Raw genomic sequence first — 19,639 nt, 5'->3', positions numbered from 1 at the left:
CGAAGATCAAAGGTCAGCTCGGCGATGTCCAGTCAGAAATGCTGAAGGCCGGTGCAGCGTTTGCTGCACCGGCCTTGATGGATTTCGTGGAAGCGCAGTTACCAGCTGCGAACGTCGAGAACGCGGTCCTTGTGCGCCGGATGGGTGGAGAAGACGAAGATGCGATCCAGCTCCTTCTGCGTCAGCAGGCGCAGGAAACGGATTTCGGCCGTGTTGTTGGCAAAGCTCTTCATCAGCACCGCACCCACCTTGTTGATCCGCGCATCCGGAATATCGAGATAGAACTCCTTGGGAAGATTGACCTGCGTGATCAGTCCGATCACCGCGCCGCTGAGCGATATGCGCAGGACGTCGCAACGCCGCGCTGCCATGTGGGACATGCCGTTCTCGGTGTATTCGAGGCGCCCGGCATTCATCGTATCCTCCATGCGATACCGGTTCTCCCGGTCATACATGAAGGATTCCTCCTTCTTCAGGAAATGAGATCCGCCGCTTGCTGCTCTCATCGTTTCTGCCCTCGTCTTTTTGTCAATTGTTATGGGCAAAAAGCTAACAGCGACAACTTAACAGTCGGTGTTGCCGCAAGGGCCATTCCTGACCACGAAAAAGCCCTGTTATCGGTAAGGATAACAGGGCTTTAAGCAGATTGGTCAAGTTATGGTCAGCGGCGGTAGGTCTGACCATCGGCGTCGAACAGATGGAGCTTGGTCTTGTCTGCGGAAAAGCGCAGCGTCTGCCCCTTTTTCACATCGACAATGCCGGGCAGTTTGACGACGATCGGCTCTTCTTCGACCGGCCCCTTGACATAGAGAAGCGTGACTTCGCCGAGTGCCTCGACGATGTCCACATTGCCCTCGAAGAGAAATTCCGCGCCGGTTGCGATCGCAAGATCTTCCGGTCGGACGCCAAAGCTTGCGGACTTGCCCTGTTCCGATGCGGCGATCGCCACATCAACGGTGACTTCCGAGCCATCCTTCAACTTGATCCGGGTCGCCTCGCCCGTGCCGATCACGGTCACCGGCATGATGTTCATAGCCGGCGAGCCGATGAAGCGGGCGACGAAGAGGTTGGCCGGACGCTCATAGAGTTCGAGCGGCGGGCCGACCTGTTCGATCTTGCCAGCCGAGAGCACCACGATCCGGTCCGCAAGCGTCATCGCCTCGACCTGATCGTGGGTCACGTAGATCATTGTGGTGTCCGCCATCTGCTCGTTGAGCTTGGCGATCTCGATGCGGGTCGCAACACGCAGGGCCGCATCGAGGTTGGACAACGGCTCGTCGAACAGGAAGACCTTGGGGTCGCGGCAGATGGCGCGACCGATGGCAACGCGCTGGCGCTGACCACCGGACAGCGCCTTCGGCAGGCGGTCGAGATAGGAATCAAGCTGAAGAATGTTCGCCGCGGAGCGAACGCGACGGTCGATCTCTTCCTTGCTTTCCCCGGCGATGCGCATGCCGAAGGCCATGTTGTCATAGACGGTCATATGCGGGTAGAGCGCATAGGACTGGAACACCATGGCAATGCCGCGCTTGGACGGCGGCACATCGTTGACGAGCTGGCCGTCGATATAGAGTTCACCGCCGGTGATGTCCTCAAGGCCCGCAATCATGCGCAGGAGCGTGGACTTGCCGCAGCCCGAGGGGCCGACAAAGACCACGAACTCGCCTTCCTTGATCTCCAGATCGATGCCGTGCAGGACCTTCACCTGCCCGTATGCCTTGCGGATGTCCTTGAGAACGAGACCCGTCATGCTTTCCTCCCCTGTCAGGCGTGGCGCGCGAAATAGGCGCCCCAAGCCGGCAACTCTACCTTGTTATCGTTGATTGCACTGTCAAAGCCGTGGCCTTCGAGCGCGATCCATTCGCCGGATGGCATGGCAATCGACGTTTGATCGGCGCTCATGTTGAAGATGCAAAGCAGCTTCTCATTGCCGAAGGCGCGGGTGTACACCAGCTGGTCATCGCCTGCCTCGTGGAAGGTGATGTCGCCCTTGGCAAAGGCCGGATACTGTCGGCGGAAGGCCAGGAAGCGACGATAGTGCTCGAGCACGGATTCCGGCTTGCCAAACTGCGTGTTGACCGCGCGCAGGTTATGTTCAACCGGGATGGGCAGCCAGGTCTTCTGCGCCGTCGAGAAGCCCGCCTGGGGCGCATGATCGTCCCAGACCATTGGCGTGCGGCAACCGTCGCGGCCCTTGAACTCCGGCCAGAACTGAATGCCATAGGGATCCTGCAGATCCTCGAAGGCGATTTCGGCTTCCGTGAGGCCGAGTTCTTCGCCCTGGTAGATGCAGACGGAGCCGCGCTGGGTCAAGAGCAGCGCCGAGGTCATCTTCGCATAGGCGTCGCGATCGAGAACGTTTGCTCCCCAGCGGGATACGTGGCGAACGACGTCATGGTTGGAGAAGGCCCAGCAGGCCCAGCCTTCAGGGGCTGCATTTGCGAATGCATTCTGCGTGTTGCGCACGACTTCCGGCGTCAGAGGTTCCGGCGCCAGGAATTCGAAGGCATAGCACATCTGCATCTTGTCATTGCCGGAGGTGTATTCGCCAACGATTTCCAGACCACGCTGGCTGTCGCCGACTTCGCCGACGGCGGCAATCGCCGGATACTCGTCGAGCAGCGCACGGAAGCGCTTCAGGAAGGCGATGTTCTCGGGGCGGTTCTTGTCGTAGATGTGTTCCTGGAAGTTGTAAGGGTTCACGGCCGGTGCGGTCGAGGCGTTGCGGCGCTCCGGTGCAAGCGGCGGATTGTCCCGCAGTTCCTTGTCGTGGAAGTAGAAATTGATCGTGTCGAGGCGGAAGCCGTCGACGCCGCGGTCGAGCCAGAAGCGTGTGGCCGCCAGGAGCGCATCCTGCACTTCCGGATTGTGCAGGTTCATGTCCGGCTGCGAGGTCAGGAAGTTGTGCATGTAATACTGCATGCGGGTTGGATCCCACTGCCAGGCGGACCCGCCGAAGATCGACAGCCAGTTGTTCGGCGGCGTGCCATCCGGCTTCGAATCTGCCCAGACATACCAGTCAGCCTTGGGATTGACGCGGCTCGAGCGGCTCTCGACAAACCAAGGGTGCTGGTCCGACGAGTGCGACATCACGAGGTCGATCATGACCTTGATGTTGAGGCGGTGGGCTTCGGCGATCAGGCCGTCGAAATCGGTCAGGGAGCCGAACATCGGATCGACGTCGACGTAGTTCGAGACGTCGTAGCCGAAGTCCTTCATCGGCGAGGCGAAGAAAGGTGAGATCCAGATCGCATCGGCGCCGAGATCGGCGATATGCGACAGACGGGCGGTGATGCCCTTCAGGTCGCCGATGCCGTCACCGTTGGAGTCCTGATAGGAGCGTGGGTAGATCTGATAGATCACCGCGCCGCGCCACCAGTCCTTGTCGGGCGTCATGACGGGATTTGCATCTGCACTCATTTAGATATTCCTGTTGGCTTGGTCTGAAACCCGGCGTCAGCCACCCTTCACCGATCCGGCAAGGAGGCCACGCACGAGGTAGCGTTGCATGAAGAAGAAGACGAGGAGCGGCACCGCGATCGACACGAAGGCGGCAGTCGCCAGGATTTCCCAGTTGCCGCCGCGCGTGCCCAGAAGCTCGACGATCTGGTTCGTCATCACGGTCGTCTCGCCGGTCGCATCGATCAGGAAGACCTTGGCGACGAGCAGGTCGTTCCAGGTCCAGAGGAACTGGAAGATGGCGAAGGAGGCGAGCGCCGGGAACGATAGGGGAAGGATGATGCGGGTGAAGATCTGGAAATCCGTCGCACCGTCCACCTTCGCGCATTCGATGATGTCGCGCGGGAGCCCCACCATGTAATTGCGCAGGAGGTAGATCGCGAGCGGCAGGCCGAAACCCGTATGGGCGAGCCAGACACCGAGATAGCCCTTGCCGATGCCGATCGACAAATGCAGACGCAGCAGCGGGATGAGCGCGAGCTGCAACGGAACGACCAGAAGTGCTACCACGGCCGCGATCAGAAGCGCGCGTCCGGGAAATTCCATCCAGGCAAGCGCATAGGCCGCAAAGGCTGCAATCACGATCGGGATGACGGTCGCGGGAATGGTGACCGTCAGCGTGTTGAAGAAGGCTTTTGCCATGGAGTCCGTGGTCGAGCCGGAAAAGAGGACCGTCTCGTAGTTGTCGAGCGTAAACTTCGGCGGCAGCTCGGCCGTCACGAAGATGCGATCACCGCGGCTTCCGGTCAGTTCGACATCACTTTCCAGACGATAGTCGCCATTGGCCTGGACGGTCACACGTGCATTGTCTCCCATTGGCGCGGTCGCACCGGGCTCGTATTCACTGATGGCACGCGAGGATGTTCCCCAGACCGAGATCTCTGCTTCGGCCGAAGCACCGCCTTCGCTGAGCAGATTGCCCTCGATGACCCAGAGATTGCCTTCCTGCTGCTGGGTGGACGGAGCTGCGGTTCTCAGCACGAGGTTCTGCTCCTGCGAGAACAGCGAGCTCCACCAGCCGCTGGTGGAAATCTGATCCGCAGTGCGGAATGACGAGATGAAAAGGCCCGCAGTCGGCAGCAGCCAAAGGATGACCAGTGCTACGACCGAGAGATGAACGGCCCAGACGAGACCGGATTTCTTGCCTGCAATCTTTGCCATGATCCCGCCTCCCCTCAGCGCATTTCTTTTCGAGCGTTGTAGACGTTCCAGACCAGGATCGGCAGGACCAGCAGCATGATCACCATGGCGCTTGCCGAACCGATGCCCCAGTCATTGGCCCGGAAGAGCTTGTCGAACATGTAGTTGGCAAGCACCTGCGTTTCCCACTGGCCGTTGGTCATCGCAAAGACGATGTCGAAGACCTTGAGAACGACGAGCGTGATGGTGGTCCAGACGACGACCACGGTTCCCATGATCTGCGGGATCTTGATCTTGAAGAAGATCTCAAAATCGTTCGCGCCATCGATGACGGCCGCCTCGATTGTCTCTTCCGGGATGCCGCGAATGGCCGCCGACAGGATGACCATCGCGAAGCCCGTCTGGATCCAGATCAGCACGACCATCAGGAAGAAGTTGTTCCAGAACGGAATCGTCAACCAGGTCTGCGGCTCGCCATAGGGATAGGCGAAGGTCATGACGATGTAGATGGAGACAAGCGCACGATAGCAGAGCCAGGCTCCGGCGAGCGTCAGCGCAACGCGAACGACGACACCGAATTTCGAGCTTCCGCCACGATGGCCGATTCCTCCGCCGAGGGGACGCAACAGCTGGTAAATGCCATAGGCGACGAAGGCAATGAACGCGAGGAGCAGCAGTGCCGGCAGGATACGCAGGGTCAGAACCGCCCCAAATCCGCCATCGAAAGACAGCCAGATGGCGTTGAGGATACCGATCTGCTCCTCACCCGCCGGTCGTGTGTCATACACCAGCTTGAAGATGACTGACGCACCGACGAAGGAGATCGCCATAGGCATGAAGATCAGCGATTTCGCGATGCTTCCCCAGGAAATGCGGTCGGTAAGCTGTGCGGCCAGAAGGCCGAAGGCTGTCGAGACTGCCGGCACCACAATCAGCCATAGCAGATTGTTGGTGATCGCCTCCCAGAACTTCGGTTCAGCAGCCATCCGCTCATAATTGGCCAAGCCGACAAAGGCTCCCCCTAAACTGCGGTCCGACACGGATAGCCAGAGCGTGGCGATGACGGGATAGACCAGATAGAAGCCGAGGGCGACAATGGCAGGAAACAGGAACAGCCAAGGGCGGATCATATTGGCGCGGTTAATATTGCGCCCTGCGTGCTCACCCTTGGCGGGGAACAGCACCCTGTCGACAAAAATATTCGACAGGTAGAAATAACCGACACATCCACCGACACCGATGATGATCGTGATCAGAGCCTGCAACGCTGGATTCATGATGGTCTCCCCCTCCGCATGCCTTCTGATTTTTGCGAGCGCCCGGGCGGTTTAGCCCGGACGCTCGTGAGGCAGTACTGCTCTATGGCAGCTTACTTGACGCCGTCCCAGGCTGTCTGGATCGACTTTGCAACATCTTCCGCGGACTTGCCACCGACATAATCGACCATGCCGGTCCAGAAGCTTCCTGCGCCGATGGCGCCCGGCATCAGGTCAGAACCATCAAAGCGGAACGTGGTCGCCTGCAGCAGGATGTCGTTCATCTTGCGGACGGTAGGATCCGTGAAGACTTCCGGGTTCACGCCCTTGTGCGGGGTGAGGAAGCCCTTCTGGGCCATCCAGACTTCATGGGCGATCGGCGACTTCAGGAACTCGATGAAAGCGCGAGCGGCCTTGCTGTCCTTTGTGATAGTGAAGGTCGTGCCAGCGCCAAGAACCGGGCTTCCGAGGTTCTTTTCGGCATAGGCCGGGAAGTAGAAGAAGTCTGCATCTTCACCCACCGACGTGCCTTCAGGGAAGAAGGACGGGATGAACGACGCCTGGCGGTGCATGTAGCACTGCGGCGGCGAGGCAAAGAGGCCCTTCGGGCTGTCGCGGAAGTCGGTCGAAGCGACGGCGCCGGCACCACCGACGACGAACTTGTCGTTCTTGGCGAACCAGCCGAACTCATTGATGGCATTGACGACGATCGGGTCGTCGAACTTCATCTCGTTGGAAACCCACTTGTCGTAGTCTTCCGGCGACGCCGTGCGCAGCATCATGTCCTCGACCCAGTCGGTGGCCGGCCAACCGGTGGCGGCACCCGAACCGAGACCGATGCACCACGGCGTACCACCGTCAGCGACGATCTTCTCGGTCAGAGCCTTGAGCTCTTCCATGGTCTGCGGGACTTCGTAACCGGCATCTTCGAAGTTTTCAGGCGAATACCAGACGAGCGACTTCAGGTCAGTCTTGAAGGGGAAGCCGTAGAAGGCCTTGTTGCCGTCCTGGCCAGCATAGGTGCCGAGATCGACCCAGGACTGGCCAGCGGCGTAGTTATCCTTAAGCCAGGATGCGTTTTCAGCGCCGAGATCGGTCAGGAAACCACGCTTCGCCATGTCGGACGCGAGGCCCGGCTGCGGGAAGATGGCGATGTTCGGGGCGGAGCCGGCTTCCAGATCGACGGCGATCTGCTGCTCGAAGCTGTCAGAGCCGGTGTAGCGGACATCCGCGCCGGTCGCGGCTGCGAAATAGGCCAGAACGCTTTCAACGAGGACCTGGTCCGGGCCCAGCCAGGGGCCAAAAATGGTGATCTGTTCGCCGTTGAGCTGGGTCTTCTTCAGCTCCTCGAAGCTTGCCCAATTGAACTTGGCATCTTCACCGGGAGCGAACTTCAATTCCTGTGCGCCGGCCGTGCCAGCAACGAGCGCGGCAGCAGCCACGGTCATCAAAAACAGTTTCTTCATGTGATTAACCTCCCATCACATCGGACGGCCAAACGTCCTTGGTCAGCGCATTATCCTCAAAGCGCTTTGGCCCCTATTTCATCCCATTGGGTTCCATATTGAGTCAAGCGCTTTTCTGGTTCTGCCGCATTTTGGCGCAACCCCTGGCACGGCCAGCAGCATCTGCATTGATTTAAAGCATTTTTCTCTTGTCGCCGACCGGGCGTCTGCGCCATAGTCGAAGCGCTTTGACCACCTGCGGAGGCAACTGGCGGTCTTGCACGGGAGAGGAATGCCAGCAGTGAATCTCAAAGAATTGTCGCAGATGCTCGGTCTGTCGCAGACGACGATAAGCCGTGCGCTCAACGGCTATCCGGAAGTGAACGCGGAGACGCGCAGGCGCGTGCTTCAGGCGGCAAAGGAGACTGGCTACCGTCCGAATCGGGCGGCCCAGCGTCTGGCGACCGGCAAGGCCGGATCCATTGGGCTGATCATGCCGATCTCGCCCGATCATAGCTCGGACATGCACTTCGCCGAATTCCAGAGCGGGCTCGCCGAAGCCTCGATCGTCCACGACTTCCATTTCGTCATCATGCCGTCACGGGCTGAAGAAGAGGAACAGGCCATCCGCTGGCTCGTCTCAAGCGGCAGTGTTGATGGTTACTATCTCGCCTATGTGCGCGAGAAAGATCCGCGGATCGCGATGGCGAAATCCTTGTCCCTGCCCTTCATCGTGCACGGTCGATCATCCGGTCTCGGTCTCGACTACCCCTTCCTCGATGTGGACAACGAAGGCGCCTTTTATGATGCGACACGCTTCCTGCTCCAGCTCGGGCATAAGCGTATTGCCCTGCTGAATGGACAGGCGGAGCTCGACTTCGCCTGTCGGCGTCGACTTGGAACGGAGAAGGCGCTTGCTGAGAAAGGGCTCCTGCTCGATCCCCGGCACACCCGGCACAGTTTCATGGGCGACGAGCAGGGCTATCGCGGCATGAAAGAGATCCTGGGCTTGCCCGATCGTCCGACTGCGGTTCTGTGTGCCAGTACCGTGCTTGCTCTCGGCGCCGTCCGGGCGATGAACGAATTCGGGCTGAAGCTCGGGACCGACATCTCGCTTATCGCCCATGACGACGAGTTGCCGCTGCTGAAACCGGAAAACTTCTCGACGCCCCTCACCACGACCCGCTCGTCGTTGCGCGCAGCAGGAAAGCGGGTCGGCGAGCGCCTGATTGCAATGATCAACCAGAGCGAACCAGCCTTGCCCGAGCAGGAATTGTGGAAGGTGGAACTGGTGGTGCGTGCCTCGACGGGACCGGCGCCGGCCTGAGCACGGCGCCCGGCGTAAGCCGTCAGAAGCGCGGCGCCGCCATGCCTGCCCGACGATGGGCTGCAATCACTGTGTTGGCCATCAGCATGGCAATCGTCATCGGCCCGACGCCGCCCGGAACCGGCGAGATCGCCTTGGCAACCGGCTTGCATTCGGCAAAGGCGACGTCGCCGACCAGCTTGAACTTGCCCTCGCCCTTCTCCGGAGCCGCAACACGATTGATGCCGACATCGATGACGGTCGCGCCGGGCTTCAACCAGTCAGCCTTGACCATCTCGGCGCGGCCGACGGCGGCGACCAGGATGTCGGCCTGGCGGGCGAGTTCCGGCAGGTCGCGGCTGCGAGAATGGCCGATAGTGACTGTGGCATTGGCATTCAGCAGAAGTTGCGCCATCGGCTTTCCGAAGAGGTTCGACCGGCCGATCACCAGTGCATTCAGGCCGGACAGGTCGTCACCATGGATCTGGCGGACAAGGATCATGGCACCGGCCGGGGTGCAGGAGAGCAGGCCCGTCTTCAAATCACCTGTCGCAAGCTTTCCGGCATTGACGATGTGCAGGCCGTCGACATCCTTTTCCGGCAGGATCGACTGGATCACCGGCTCGCTGTCGAGATGCTTGGGAAGCGGGAGCTGGACGAGGATGCCATCGATCTCGGGGTCGGCATTGAGCGAGGCGACCAGCGTCATCAGCTCGTCCTGAGATGTCTCCTCCGGCAAGGTGTGCTGGATCGAGTTGAAACCGCACTGCTTGGCCATTCGGCTCTTCGCGCCGACATAGGCGTGACTTGCCGGGTCGTTGCCGATGATGACCACAGCCAGACCGGGCTTGCGATGGCCGGATGTCTTGAGCGTCGTCGCTGCTGAGGTTACTGCTTCAATCACCGAAGCAGCGGCTGCCTTTCCATCGATTACCGTGGTCACTGTGCACAATCCCCGTCTAGAACTCGCAGCAAGCTAGCGCCAACATGCAGGCGCCGTTTGCCTGTCGCCGTCCTATGCTGTCAAAATGCGGCACATTGCAAGTGCAGGATTTCGCGGCCCTGGTGTCAGCCGGACATCGTTGCCGGCTGACTGAGCCGGTGACGCAGCACATAGGCGAGAAAGACGGGGATGCCGAGCACATAGCGTCGCCAGAGGCGCGAAGGCTCCCGCCAAAGACGAAACAGCCATTCGGACCTGAGTTGGCGGACCCAGTCAGGCGCACGGGGGACACGTCCCGAGACGAAGTCGAGCAGTGCGCCAACGCTGATCACGACCCGCGCATGATCGCCGGTCAGATGCCTGTCGACCCATTTTTCCTGCAGCGGCGTGCCCATGGCGACGAGCAGCAGATCGATGCGGGCCTGCTCAATGCGCTTGAGGATGAATGTCGGATCGGCACGGTCGAAATATCCATCGGAGATTTCGACGAATTCATGCCAGGGTGTGTGAAGGCGAAAGTTCTTGGCGGCATCCTGCAGCACCTCGGATGTTGCTCCGAGCAGCCCTACCCTGAGCGGCTTCGTGATGAAGGTCAGGGCTGCCGGGACGAAATCGGTCCCATTCAGGTTGGCCGAGAAGCGGTCTCCGTGCAGGAACTTCGCGGCGATATCGACACCGATGCCATCCGGCAGGACCAGACACCGACCGAGAACCTCGCGGTAATCGGGGTCCCGCATCATCACATTGGCATTGTTGGCATTGAGGAAGGCGATGTGTGTGAGGCCCGTGTCCTCGGTCAGCTTTTCCTCAAGAAGGGCGAGCGCTGGCTTCCAGCCCAGGTCGTGGACGGGCATGTCGAGGATCGGGCGTACGGGGACAATCGTTTGCGGAGCCGGGCCAACGACGTCGTCAGGCTCTCTCACTGCAGAAAATGACGAAGCTGGCATGGAAGGGGTCCCAAGGATCGATACCCAGAACCTATCAGTCACCGCTAAAATTCAGGTTAAGCTCCGCGCTACAATTCTCATGAGATGATCAACGCGGCGTTCACCATAAGGCCACGCGAATGGTCAATGCCCTGAGGATGCAGCCTTTTCTTCAACCTTTTCGCCTTCGACGACCGTGGTCTTCTCCATGGGCTTGGAACCACCGTCGGCAGCCTTGCGGGCGGCGTCCTTCGAGACGTAATCGAGCTGCTCAATCAGCACCTGAGCGATCATACCCTCACCGAGCCTTGCATTCATCTCGGTCTTGATCTGCTCACGAAACGAATTGACGTCGAAGGCGGAGACGTTGCCGATGTCGACCATCTTGTTGCCAACCAGCAGCGTGAACAGCTGGTCGGTCATCAATTCGGTCGTCGGCAGGTCCTGTCCTTTGAGCTTTTCCTTGTCCATCATGAAGGAGATGCGGGTCAGGAAATATCCGGTGACATCACCACCGCCGATGACCGGAATAGTGATGGACTCACCGCGAACGAGCTCGAGTGCGGGCGTCTTTGTTTCTTCCTCGCTCGGGCCGGCAGGGGCTGTCGCCAGATAGATCGAACCGTAGACGGCCCCCAGCGTGACGATGCAGACCCAAAGGCCGATTCCGAGTATCTTGCCCATCAGAACTCGCTGAACTGGAACTGTTCCTGAGAATAGGTGCCGTCACCGTCTGCGTCGCGAACCGCGTTCTTCAGGATGTCGGCAACCGCACGAACGGCCGCGAGATGCGCCTCGACGCGACGGGCGTTCAGAGCGAGCTTTTCCTTCAGAACATGGAGCTGCTCGACATAGTTGACCGCGAATTCGCGCGGGTCCGTGTCACGGAACAGCATGGTCAATTCGTAAAGGCAGCGGCTCTTGTGGGCGTTGGAAACCTTGAAGTCGAATTCCGGATCCTTGCCGATCCGCTCGTTCTCATTGTCGATGATACGCTCAAGCCGGCTCAGTACCGTCTTCACCCGATATTCGCTTGAAACAAATTCCATGAATTCTGCCCTGTCTTTCGAAAAATCGATCAATTCTTGTTATCGGTGTCGGCGCCGGCACCCAGGGTGCGGCGCTCCAGATCGGTCACCCAGCTCATGGCGAGCCCGCGATCTGTCTCGTCCGTGGCAGCATTGACGCTATCTTGTCCGCGCACGCGCTGGAGGGCCTGGTCATACATCTGCTCGGCGATGCCGACGCCGCCGGATTCAGACAGAACCGTGCCGAGTTGCTCGGCCATCATGCTCTTCCACATCTCGCCGGCATTGCCCTTGCCGTACACTTCCTCGCTCTCGTCCGGCAGCATGCTCTGGACGAAGTTGGTGAGATAAACGGCTTCAAAATCGCGGTAGATCTTCGGAGGCTTGCCGACATCCTCGGTCGGTTGCGCCGTCGCTTCGACGCGAGCGGCGTTGGCGCTGCGGTTCAGAATGTCGACAGTCGCGCCAAAACCTGCGCCCTTCTCAGCGAGACTGGTCGCCATGAAGTTCGCCCGGTTGGCTTTCAGTTGTTCCTGAGCAGCGGCAACTTGTGCCGGATCAGCAGCACGGACAACGTCCAGCACCAGATCGCTTGCAGGAGAAATGGCCACGATGACATCCTCGATTTCGGTTCGAGGCGACTATCACTCCTGAAGCTTGCTGGAGGCTGGTGTGGCAAATTTCAGGTCGATCAGATCATAGATGGCATCGTCATCGCGCTCGCGCTCTTCGTGGTCGCGCGCATCCTTCATGTTTTCTTCCAGCCGGTCGCCCTTGGCGCGCTCGCGCATCAGCTTCATCTCCTGAACCTGCTGCAGACCGTGCAACTGCTTGTCCGTGTTGGACAGGCGATCGAAGCGGTCCGCATAGTTCTGGGCGAAAAGCCGGTGCAAGGGATCGAGCGATCCGATGGCATCCATGACCGTGTCCATCGAACGAGCGTTTTCCTCGATGCGTTGTGCGGTGATGCCCAGATCGCTTTCGGCCATCCGCTCCATGTGACGCTGTACGGCGACCAGACGCTTGAGTTTGTCGGATTTCTTTTGCGGTCCCAAGGCAGCCTCGTCAGAAATTGAAGATCATCGGGAAATTCTGGCCGAACTGCATGACCATGGCAGCGATGGTGAAATAGACCAGGAGCAGTCCACCCATCAGCAGATAAGGGGTCGAGATGTAGAAGACGGGCACCTGGGGTGCGAGCTTGTTCACCAGACCGACGGCCACGTTGAACATCAGACCGAAGATCAGAAATGGGCTCGCCAAACGCAGCATCAGAAGGAAGGTCTGCGTCAGGGTGTCGGTCAGCGTGATCAGCATTTTCTGGCTGTCCGGCATGCCGCCGATCGGCATCACCGAATAGGAATCGAACAGCGCGCGAAACACCACATGGTGGAAATCCAACATGAAGAGCATGAGAAGGCCACCGAAAGAGATCAGATTGGTCATCTGGTTGTCAGGGGTGTCTTCGAGAACGTCTGACGCGCCCGGCGTGTTGAGGCCAATCGCCATCGAGATCGCCGAGCCTGCAAATTGCAATCCGAGCACATAGAAGCGCGGAACAAGGCCGTACATCATGCCAATCAGGAGTTCCGCGACAATGACGCCGATAAGAGAGGCCCCGCCCCCGGAGACCGTGGGGTACACGGTATCGAAGAGCAAAGGCGTCATGGCCAGCGAGATGGCAAAGGCAAGGAAGAACCGCACCGTCATCGAGATACGGGCCGAAGAAAAGCCCGGCAGGGTCATGATGCAGGCGCCGATGCGACAGAAAATCGCGATCAGTACCAGCACACTCCCCTGCGGGTCAGAAATCATGAAATGGAGCCCAGAATCTTGATCTCGATGCCCTTGGCGAGTTCCACATGTGAAAGGACCGGCAAGGTGGCAAAGAGTCGTTCGATGATCATGCGCACATAGGACCGTGTTTCGGGCGACGTGACAAGGACGAAGGGCAGGCCCCGGTCCATGAATTCACGGATAACCTGACTTGCCTGTTCGGAGAACTCTTCCAGGCTGCGCGGATCGATGTCGAATTCGACGATCTCGCCCTTGGCATCGCGCTTCAGCGCCTGGTGGAAGACGAGATCCCACTTGGAGCCGAGACGCAAGACGCGCAGGACACCGTTGTCGGTGAGGTCACCGCAGAGTTGCTGGGCCATGCGGACACGCACATGCTCGACGATCTGCTCCGTCTTGCGGACATGCGGCGCGAGTTCGGCGACCGCTTCGAGAATGAGATGCAGGTTGCGGATCGAGACGCGCTCGGCGAGCAGCAGCTTCAAGACCGCCTGCAGGCCCGAATATGACATGTGCGACGAGCAGATCTCATCGGCGAGCTTCTTGTACTCGGGATCCAGGCGATCGATCAGCACCTTGACGTCCTTGTAGGACAGGAGCTGTGGCAGGTTGTTGCGGATGACTTCCGAGACATGCGTCAGCACGACCGAGACATTGTCGATCGGGTGGAAGCCTTCGCGCTTGAGTTCTTCTGTGAAGGTTTCGAGGACCGAGACCGCCGGCATGCCGAAAGCCGGTTCGCGGATCTCGTCGCCCGGTACGTTCGGCTTGCGACCAGAGCCTGTCACGACCAGAACTTCGCCGACACGCAGGTTGTTCGACGCGACCGTCGTGCCGTGGATACGGATCTGATAGGCCTTTTCCGGGATCGCGATATCGTCGGTCACCTTGATTTCCGGCACGACAAAACCGTACTGGCTGGCGAATTTCTTGCGCATTTTGCCAACGCGGAAGGCGAGTTCCTGATGGGCTCCAAGCAGTCGGGTGGAGACAAGCTTGCCAAGGGCCAGTTCGATCTCGGAGGTCTTGAGAACAGACTTGACCGAATCCTTCTCGGCTTCCTTGTTCTGGATGACCTTCTTTTCTTCCTGCTCGCGCTTGACCTGATTTTCGGCCTCGAGGCGGCGCGGGATGAGCCAGGCGCCGAAGGCCATCAGACCACCCAGAACGGTAAAAGGGATCAGGGGAAGGCCGGGAACGAGCGCAAGTGCCCCCATCATTGCGGCCGCGACAGACAAGGCGCGCGGATAGCCGCTCAGCTGATTGACCACAGCCTCGTCGGTCGAGCCGGGTGTGCCGCCGCGCGAGACCAGAAGGCCGGCGGCCAGCGAAACGATCAGTGCTGGAACCTGGGAGACGATGCCGTCACCGACGGAGAGCTTGACGAAGACGTCTGCTGCTTCACCGAGCTCCATGTCATGGCGGAAGTAGCCAATGACAATCCCGCCGACAACGTTGATGGCGGTGATGATCAGACCGGCGATCGCGTCGCCGCGGACAAACTTCGAAGCACCATCCATCGCACCGAAGAACGAGCTTTCCTGCTCCAGTTCACGGCGTCTGTGCTGTGCTTCCTTTTCGTCGATGATACCGGCCGAAAGGTCGGCGTCGATCGACATCTGCTTGCCGGGGATTGCATCAAGGGTAAAGCGGGCGCCGACTTCCGCGATACGCGTGGCGCCTTTGGTGATGACGATGAAGTTGACGGTGATCAGGATCAGGAAGACGATCAGACCGATGACGAAGTCGCCGCCCATCACGAGGTTGGAGAAGCCGGCGATCACCCCGCCGGCGGCCCCGTGGCCCTCGTGACCATGGGTTAGAATGACGCGCGTCGTCGCGATGTTGAGCGACAGACGGATCATGGTGGCGATCAGCAGGATAGTCGGGAAGGACGAGAAGTCCAGAGGGCGCTGAATCCAGAGCGCGACCATCAGGATCAGGACGGAAAGCGCAATGGAGAATGCCAGGCCGACATCGATCAGAAAGGGCGGTATGGGCAGAAAGAGGATGCACAGGATCATCACGATCCCGAACGCGAAACCGATGTCACGCCCGCTGGGGCTGGCCTTCGGGATTACGAGTGCAGGTGGTTGCGCCATGTCCATTCCATCTCTTCATGAGAAGTCACCCGGAAGACCATGCTTCCGGCAGTCTGCCTTGAAGAGATAGACGGCGAAGCTTGCGCGAGGGTGTCAGACCGCTCCGCTAGAAGCCTGACTGGATCCGCGAGAAAACGAGGTTGCTGAAGAGATTGATCTGGGCTCCGACGAAAGGCGCCGAGATGCCGATCGTGATCATGATGGCAAGGATCTTCGGCACGAATGTCAGGGTCATTTCCTGGACCTGGGTCAGCGCCTGGATCAACGCGATGACGACACCGACGATCATGCCGGCGGCCACGGCCGGCCCGGAAGCGATGATGATTGTCCAGATTGCAGCCTGGAGAATGTCGAGAGCGTCTGCCTCATTCATGAGACGGTATCCTTTCGGAGTGGCGAATCACGCCTTCCACTCCGAAAGGCCTAGCATGTCACGTGCCGCTCGTCGTGGGCTTGGTCCCGACGCGGACGCCCACGGTGATGGGGATTTCCTTGCCCTCAGCGGTCGTTGCCACCATCGTGTCGCTATAGACGCGAACCGAGGCGATGACGCCGGTGGTCTTTTCATCGGCGCTGGTGATGGTCTTGCCGATGTAGGAGGAGGCGTTGCTCAGCGCGTTGCCGGTGATCAACGTCTCGAGGTTCGAGTTCGTCTGGATCGTCTGCTCGACCTGGGAGAAGGTGGCAAGCTGCGAGATCTGCTCCGTCGCATCCATAGGATTCGTCGGATCCTGGTTCTTCATCTGGGCGATCAGGAGCTTCAAGAAGCTATCGTAATCGATCGATGCCTTCTCGGCAGCCTTGCTCGCCGTGCTGCTGGTGGCAGACGATGTCGTCGTGGCCGCAGTGGTGGCAGCTACACCGTCTACCGCCATGGCGCAATCTCCTTGCGGATCTGCTCGATGGTCGCCGGCGTCATTTCCTGGTTGTTCAGGATGCGGTCCTCAATCGGATAGAGCTGACGGATCGCCTTCAAGGCATCGAAAGCGCGACCGGAGGAGACCATGCCATCGATGCGCTTCAGCTCAGCGAGGATCTCTTCGTTCTCGAAGCAGGACAGCAGCATGATGACCGACTTGCGGAACATCGCCAGCGACTGATCCTTGCCTTCCGGATTGATCAGCATCATCTGGGCGATGAAGTAGAGCTGACGCAGCGGCGTGGTCGCCTGCTCCGGCTGCAGAACGTGGTTCTCGAGCAGGAAAGTGACATCGTTCAGGAACTCGAGGGCAACCTTGCGGTCGACGCGCAGAACCGCTCCATTGATGAAAATACGTTCGCCCGACTTGAGCGAGATGCGCAAAGTGCTCTTCATTTAAGTCCATCCCTGATGATGGTTGTCACGTCGATGATGCCCTGGAAGTTCTCGGACTCACGCTTGCGGATCCGGTCACACTCTTTCAAAATCCAGATGGCGATGGAAATCAGATTGGCGCGTACTTCGTCGCCGAGCTGGTTCTCGGGGTTTTGCAGATCTTCGATCAGCCGGATCCAGACCCGGCGGGTATAAAACAGAGCTTCGATCGCCTCGCGGGAGTAGCCCTTCTTTTCACGGGCCGCGCTCAGAAGCTGGATGCAACGGTCAAGGGCCTGCCGTTCGCGCTCCTTGGCGTCAGCGACGCCATCTTCCATAATCTCGGCATATGAGAACTGGTACATTCAGTTGCCCTTCAGGTTCATTTCACCCTTTGCTCATCAAAGGTAGTTTACAAGACTCAAGCCCTGGATCCTCGATGTCAGCGTGTATGATGCTTCCACCATGGCAAGCAGAGAGTTAACGCGAGTCGACGCTTCGTACGCATCTACTTCAATTTTGCTCGACAGGCTGGTTTCGATAATATCCACCTGAACCTTGAGCGAGGCATCCGCCTTCTCAATTCGGTTCTCGGAAAGACCAAGTTCCGAGCGCGTCGAGTTGATGCCGGTGATGGCGCGGCCCGTGTAGTCGATCGCCTTGTTGATCGCGACCGTCACTGCGGCGGCCGGCGCACCGATCGTCATGAGTTCCTTGGTCACGATGGCAGAGAGCGCGAAGTAGCGGAAACCGTCTTCATTGGCCGAGGCCGATGTCTGGACAGTTTCAGACTGCGTGATGCGGCTGGTCATCGCCTGGTCGGTCGCGTTCGACCAATCGGTGTTCCAGTCGGCTCCGGTATACATCGGCTCCAGCGTGGAGGTGATGAAATCCTCCATGCTCGGGACTGCACCACTCGGGACGATCGTCGCGACGCTCGCCGTATCGGTCGGCGCGAAGCCGAAATAGGCGGTAAAGGCGTTGTCGAAAGCCGTCTTCGCCGGCGACGTGTCCGTGTACTCGCTGAACGGCTTCACATCGGTGTTGATGCCTGCGAACAGGAATTCACCATTGGCCGACTGGTTGGCCATGCTCGTCATCGTCGAGAGGGAGTTCGATACGGTCATCACGGTGGTGTTGATCGTGTCGCTGTTCGACGACCCGGAGATGGTGATCAGCGCGTTGTTCATCTCTTCGGCGGCGGTCGCGATCTGCTTCAGCGCTTCCTGGGAGGCGGACAGTCGCTGCGTCGCGATCGAGTTATTGCTGATCATCGAGTTCAGCCGCAGGCTTTCCCGGTTCAGGTCAACGACGGTCGAGGTCTTGCTGCCCAGTTCCGCACCGATGTCGGCGTAGAAGCCGGTGCTGACTTCCTGCTGTGACTTCAAGAGCTCATTTTGCGCCTGCCGAATGGTCAGTCGCATGGATGTCTGGGTGGAAAGATTGGAGACGCTAGCTGTCGACATTGGGATTACCTCACCATATCCATGACGGCCTTCAGCATCTCATCCACCGTTGAGACGAGCTTGGCTGCGGCCTTGTAGGACTGTTCGACATCGAGCAGCATCGAGAGTTCTTCGTCGAGACTGACCGCCGTCTTGGAGGAGTAGGTCTGGAACGTGCGCTCATAGAGTGCCTGCTTGTTCTCAAACGCCGTCGAGGCGTTCGAACGCAGCTCTTCGAGCCAGCCGATCGAGTTGCTGGCGAAGGACAAAACACTTGCATCCGTCTTCAGGTCCGCATCGGCGGAGAAGCTTCTGTTCGCGGCGAGTTCGTCGACATAGCTGTTGATCAGATCGGTAAAGCCCGAAGATCCATCGACATTCTGCACATAGGCGGCGCCATTGATGCCACCGTCACGGATCAGCATGGGATCGCCGCCGGCATCCGAGCGAACGGCCGGATTGACTTGAATGAGGGCAGCCAGGCCAGGCTCGACCGTTCCCGTCAAGGGAATTGTGCCGGTCGGCCAGGTGAACAGGCCCGGCAGTTCGCCGCCGCCGCCGGTGTCGACTTCCTGGAAGGCTTCGATCAGGCCACGCGCGATTTCATCGAGCTGGGTCTGGAAGGTCGGCGCAATGACGTCGCGGATCTGCACGAGCGAAGCAAGCGAACCCTGGCCATCGGTATTGCCGCCGATACCGGCGCGAACCGCCGTTCCGTCGATGTAGATGGCATTGCCGGAGACGGTCGAATCATAGGTAAAGGTACGCACGAAGCTGACTTCGCGCGGCTCCGTCTCGAACAGCGTCGTGCCGTCATAGGTGTACAGAACCATGTCGCTGTTATCGCGCATGTTCACGGATACGCCGACGATATTGGAGATCTCCTTGAGGAGCGTGTCGCGGCGATCGAGATAGTCGTCGGCATTGCCGCCGGTCGCCGTCTGACGCACGACCGTGTCGTTGACGATCTTGAACTCGGCGAGCAGCTTGTTCAGCGACTCGACCTGCTGAAACATCTGCGCATCGGTGTCTTCGCGCAGTTTCTGCGTCGACATCGTCGTATTGTTCAGCGAGTTGACGACGTCGATTGCATCCGTCACGACCGTGGAAGCGAGTGCGTATTCGCCCGGGGCGGCGGCGAAAGCCTGCAGGCTGCTTTGCAGGTTCGCGAGATAGTTGGATGGCGACAATTCCTTGTCATTGCCACCAAGCGCATTGGAAAGCGTGGTCAGGCCGTCCAGAAGTGTCGACTGCGCACTCTGCTGCCCCGTCGACGATGCCATCTGGCGCAGCAGAGCCATCTGCTGCGACCGTTCATTCTGCACCGTCGAGAAACCGTAGACGGTCTGCGTGACCACCGCATCACGGCGCACGTAGTTCTCGTTGCCGGTGTTGGCGATGTTCGTCGAGATTACGGACGTCTGCTGGGACGTATTCCGGAAAATCGAGTTGGCCGTATTCAGTGACGATGCAAGCGACATAGGACTAACCTACTCTT

At 59.4% G+C, this 19,639-nt stretch carries 21 protein-coding genes; 1 reads left to right on the top strand and 20 read right to left on the bottom strand.

All coding sequences use genetic code 11. From position 1 onward, the window contains the following. Nucleotides 1-98: 98 nt before the first annotated feature. From GH983_RS01610 to GH983_RS01585, 6 genes are all read right to left on the bottom strand, one after another. Nucleotides 99-506 carry a hypothetical protein gene (locus tag GH983_RS01610; protein ID WP_054150821.1) on the bottom strand — a complete coding sequence of 136 codons (408 nt, stop codon included), beginning with the start codon at nucleotides 504-506 and terminating at the stop codon, nucleotides 99-101. A 155-nt stretch (nucleotides 507-661) separates the two neighbouring features. Further along, entirely contained in the window at nucleotides 662-1,750 is a 1,089-nt protein-coding gene (locus tag GH983_RS01605; protein ID WP_069042251.1) for an ABC transporter ATP-binding protein, read from the bottom strand. Nucleotides 1,751-1,764: 14 nt separating this feature from the next. After that, a complete protein-coding gene (locus GH983_RS01600; protein ID WP_153761422.1) occupies nucleotides 1,765-3,420 on the bottom strand; it encodes an alpha-glucosidase in 1,656 nt (551 codons plus the stop codon). A 36-nt stretch (nucleotides 3,421-3,456) separates the two neighbouring features. Further along, the gene (locus tag GH983_RS01595; RefSeq protein WP_069042253.1) at nucleotides 3,457-4,620 is read right to left on the bottom strand and encodes a carbohydrate ABC transporter permease; all 1,164 of its coding nucleotides are present in this window, start codon (nucleotides 4,618-4,620) and stop codon (nucleotides 3,457-3,459) included. Between the two features lie 14 nt (nucleotides 4,621-4,634). After that, complete coding sequence (locus tag GH983_RS01590) at nucleotides 4,635-5,876, bottom strand: carbohydrate ABC transporter permease (protein ID WP_069042254.1); 1,242 nt, start codon at nucleotides 5,874-5,876, stop codon at nucleotides 4,635-4,637. A gap of 92 nt (nucleotides 5,877-5,968) precedes the next feature. Beyond that, nucleotides 5,969-7,321 carry an ABC transporter substrate-binding protein gene (locus GH983_RS01585; protein WP_054150826.1) on the bottom strand — a complete coding sequence of 451 codons (1,353 nt, stop codon included), beginning with the start codon at nucleotides 7,319-7,321 and terminating at the stop codon, nucleotides 5,969-5,971. 280 nt (nucleotides 7,322-7,601) lie between these two features. On the opposite strand from GH983_RS01585, the gene GH983_RS01580 reads away from it, so the two are divergent. Then, nucleotides 7,602-8,627: a LacI family DNA-binding transcriptional regulator gene (locus GH983_RS01580; protein WP_069042255.1), complete on the top strand. Its 1,026-nt coding sequence runs from the start codon at nucleotides 7,602-7,604 to the stop codon at nucleotides 8,625-8,627. Between the two features lie 22 nt (nucleotides 8,628-8,649). Here GH983_RS01580 and folD read toward each other — a convergent pair whose 3' ends face one another. The 14 genes from folD to flgK form a co-directional block, all read right to left on the bottom strand. Next, the gene (gene folD, locus GH983_RS01575) at nucleotides 8,650-9,549 is read right to left on the bottom strand and encodes a bifunctional methylenetetrahydrofolate dehydrogenase/methenyltetrahydrofolate cyclohydrolase FolD (RefSeq protein WP_153761421.1); all 900 of its coding nucleotides are present in this window, start codon (nucleotides 9,547-9,549) and stop codon (nucleotides 8,650-8,652) included. A gap of 125 nt (nucleotides 9,550-9,674) precedes the next feature. Then, entirely contained in the window at nucleotides 9,675-10,496 is an 822-nt protein-coding gene (locus GH983_RS01570) for a WecB/TagA/CpsF family glycosyltransferase (protein ID WP_150127450.1), read from the bottom strand. Nucleotides 10,497-10,619: 123 nt separating this feature from the next. After that, nucleotides 10,620-11,159: a flagellar basal body-associated FliL family protein gene (locus GH983_RS01565; protein WP_153761420.1), complete on the bottom strand. Its 540-nt coding sequence runs from the start codon at nucleotides 11,157-11,159 to the stop codon at nucleotides 10,620-10,622. Beyond that, the gene (locus GH983_RS01560; protein WP_054150928.1) at nucleotides 11,159-11,524 is read right to left on the bottom strand and encodes a hypothetical protein; all 366 of its coding nucleotides are present in this window, start codon (nucleotides 11,522-11,524) and stop codon (nucleotides 11,159-11,161) included. Before GH983_RS01560 ends, GH983_RS01565 begins: the two co-directional genes overlap by 1 nt. A gap of 29 nt (nucleotides 11,525-11,553) precedes the next feature. Beyond that, nucleotides 11,554-12,114: a rod-binding protein gene (locus GH983_RS01555; protein WP_153761419.1), complete on the bottom strand. Its 561-nt coding sequence runs from the start codon at nucleotides 12,112-12,114 to the stop codon at nucleotides 11,554-11,556. Between the two features lie 33 nt (nucleotides 12,115-12,147). Then, on the bottom strand, nucleotides 12,148-12,501 hold the full coding sequence (locus tag GH983_RS01550; protein WP_052018175.1) for a hypothetical protein: 354 nt from the start codon (nucleotides 12,499-12,501) through the stop codon (nucleotides 12,148-12,150). 67 nt (nucleotides 12,502-12,568) lie between these two features. Next, nucleotides 12,569-13,318 (bottom strand): flagellar biosynthetic protein FliR, encoded by a 750-nt coding sequence (locus GH983_RS01545; RefSeq protein WP_054150831.1) that lies wholly within the window; start codon nucleotides 13,316-13,318, stop codon nucleotides 12,569-12,571. Further along, the gene (flhA, locus tag GH983_RS01540; protein ID WP_054150929.1) at nucleotides 13,315-15,402 is read right to left on the bottom strand and encodes a flagellar biosynthesis protein FlhA; all 2,088 of its coding nucleotides are present in this window, start codon (nucleotides 15,400-15,402) and stop codon (nucleotides 13,315-13,317) included. Before flhA ends, GH983_RS01545 begins: the two co-directional genes overlap by 4 nt. 106 nt (nucleotides 15,403-15,508) lie before the next feature. After that, nucleotides 15,509-15,775 carry a flagellar biosynthetic protein FliQ gene (locus tag GH983_RS01535; RefSeq protein WP_054150832.1) on the bottom strand — a complete coding sequence of 89 codons (267 nt, stop codon included), beginning with the start codon at nucleotides 15,773-15,775 and terminating at the stop codon, nucleotides 15,509-15,511. 58 nt (nucleotides 15,776-15,833) lie between these two features. Next, complete coding sequence (gene flgD / locus GH983_RS01530; RefSeq protein ID WP_069042258.1) at nucleotides 15,834-16,277, bottom strand: flagellar hook assembly protein FlgD; 444 nt, start codon at nucleotides 16,275-16,277, stop codon at nucleotides 15,834-15,836. Next, nucleotides 16,268-16,717 (bottom strand): flagellar biosynthesis repressor FlbT, encoded by a 450-nt coding sequence (flbT, locus tag GH983_RS01525; RefSeq protein WP_054150834.1) that lies wholly within the window; start codon nucleotides 16,715-16,717, stop codon nucleotides 16,268-16,270. The genes flgD and flbT overlap by 10 nt, the downstream gene beginning before the upstream one ends. Further along, complete coding sequence (flaF, locus tag GH983_RS01520; protein ID WP_006726381.1) at nucleotides 16,714-17,061, bottom strand: flagellar biosynthesis regulator FlaF; 348 nt, start codon at nucleotides 17,059-17,061, stop codon at nucleotides 16,714-16,716. Before flaF ends, flbT begins: the two co-directional genes overlap by 4 nt. 36 nt (nucleotides 17,062-17,097) lie before the next feature. Continuing rightward, on the bottom strand, nucleotides 17,098-18,162 hold the full coding sequence (locus GH983_RS01515; RefSeq protein WP_069042259.1) for a flagellar hook-associated family protein: 1,065 nt from the start codon (nucleotides 18,160-18,162) through the stop codon (nucleotides 17,098-17,100). A gap of 5 nt (nucleotides 18,163-18,167) precedes the next feature. After that, nucleotides 18,168-19,622, bottom strand: a complete 1,455-nt coding sequence (gene flgK / locus GH983_RS01510; protein ID WP_054150836.1) for a flagellar hook-associated protein FlgK — start codon at nucleotides 19,620-19,622, stop codon at nucleotides 18,168-18,170. Nucleotides 19,623-19,639: the final 17 nt, after the last annotated feature.

Origin of the sequence: Agrobacterium sp. MA01, assembly GCF_009650195.1 — a bacterium.
Lineage (GTDB): Bacteria > Pseudomonadota > Alphaproteobacteria > Rhizobiales > Rhizobiaceae > Allorhizobium.
This window is presented reverse-complemented; position numbering and strand designations above follow the sequence as displayed.

What these genes read in the sequence shown, in the direction of transcription:
- GH983_RS01610 (WP_054150821.1), bottom strand. Translation starts at nt 506, where the DNA reads ATGAGAGCAGCAAGCGGCGGATCTCATTTCCTGAAGAAGGAGGAATCC.
- GH983_RS01605 (WP_069042251.1), bottom strand. Translation starts at nt 1,750, where the DNA reads ATGACGGGTCTCGTTCTCAAGGACATCCGCAAGGCATACGGGCAGGTG.
- GH983_RS01600 (WP_153761422.1), bottom strand. Translation starts at nt 3,420, where the DNA reads ATGAGTGCAGATGCAAATCCCGTCATGACGCCCGACAAGGACTGGTGG.
- GH983_RS01595 (WP_069042253.1), bottom strand. Translation starts at nt 4,620, where the DNA reads ATGGCAAAGATTGCAGGCAAGAAATCCGGTCTCGTCTGGGCCGTTCAT.
- GH983_RS01590 (WP_069042254.1), bottom strand. Translation starts at nt 5,876, where the DNA reads ATGAATCCAGCGTTGCAGGCTCTGATCACGATCATCATCGGTGTCGGT.
- GH983_RS01585 (WP_054150826.1), bottom strand. Translation starts at nt 7,321, where the DNA reads ATGAAGAAACTGTTTTTGATGACCGTGGCTGCTGCCGCGCTCGTTGCT.
- GH983_RS01570 (WP_150127450.1), bottom strand. Translation starts at nt 10,496, where the DNA reads ATGCCAGCTTCGTCATTTTCTGCAGTGAGAGAGCCTGACGACGTCGTT.
- GH983_RS01565 (WP_153761420.1), bottom strand. Translation starts at nt 11,159, where the DNA reads ATGGGCAAGATACTCGGAATCGGCCTTTGGGTCTGCATCGTCACGCTG.
- GH983_RS01560 (WP_054150928.1), bottom strand. Translation starts at nt 11,524, where the DNA reads ATGGAATTTGTTTCAAGCGAATATCGGGTGAAGACGGTACTGAGCCGG.
- GH983_RS01550 (WP_052018175.1), bottom strand. Translation starts at nt 12,501, where the DNA reads ATGGAGCGGATGGCCGAAAGCGATCTGGGCATCACCGCACAACGCATC.
- GH983_RS01545 (WP_054150831.1), bottom strand. Translation starts at nt 13,318, where the DNA reads ATGATTTCTGACCCGCAGGGGAGTGTGCTGGTACTGATCGCGATTTTC.
- flhA (WP_054150929.1), bottom strand. Translation starts at nt 15,402, where the DNA reads ATGGCGCAACCACCTGCACTCGTAATCCCGAAGGCCAGCCCCAGCGGG.
- GH983_RS01535 (WP_054150832.1), bottom strand. Translation starts at nt 15,775, where the DNA reads ATGAATGAGGCAGACGCTCTCGACATTCTCCAGGCTGCAATCTGGACA.
- flgD (WP_069042258.1), bottom strand. Translation starts at nt 16,277, where the DNA reads ATGGCGGTAGACGGTGTAGCTGCCACCACTGCGGCCACGACGACATCG.
- flbT (WP_054150834.1), bottom strand. Translation starts at nt 16,717, where the DNA reads ATGAAGAGCACTTTGCGCATCTCGCTCAAGTCGGGCGAACGTATTTTC.
- flaF (WP_006726381.1), bottom strand. Translation starts at nt 17,061, where the DNA reads ATGTACCAGTTCTCATATGCCGAGATTATGGAAGATGGCGTCGCTGAC.
- GH983_RS01515 (WP_069042259.1), bottom strand. Translation starts at nt 18,162, where the DNA reads ATGTCGACAGCTAGCGTCTCCAATCTTTCCACCCAGACATCCATGCGA.
- flgK (WP_054150836.1), bottom strand. Translation starts at nt 19,622, where the DNA reads ATGTCGCTTGCATCGTCACTGAATACGGCCAACTCGATTTTCCGGAAT.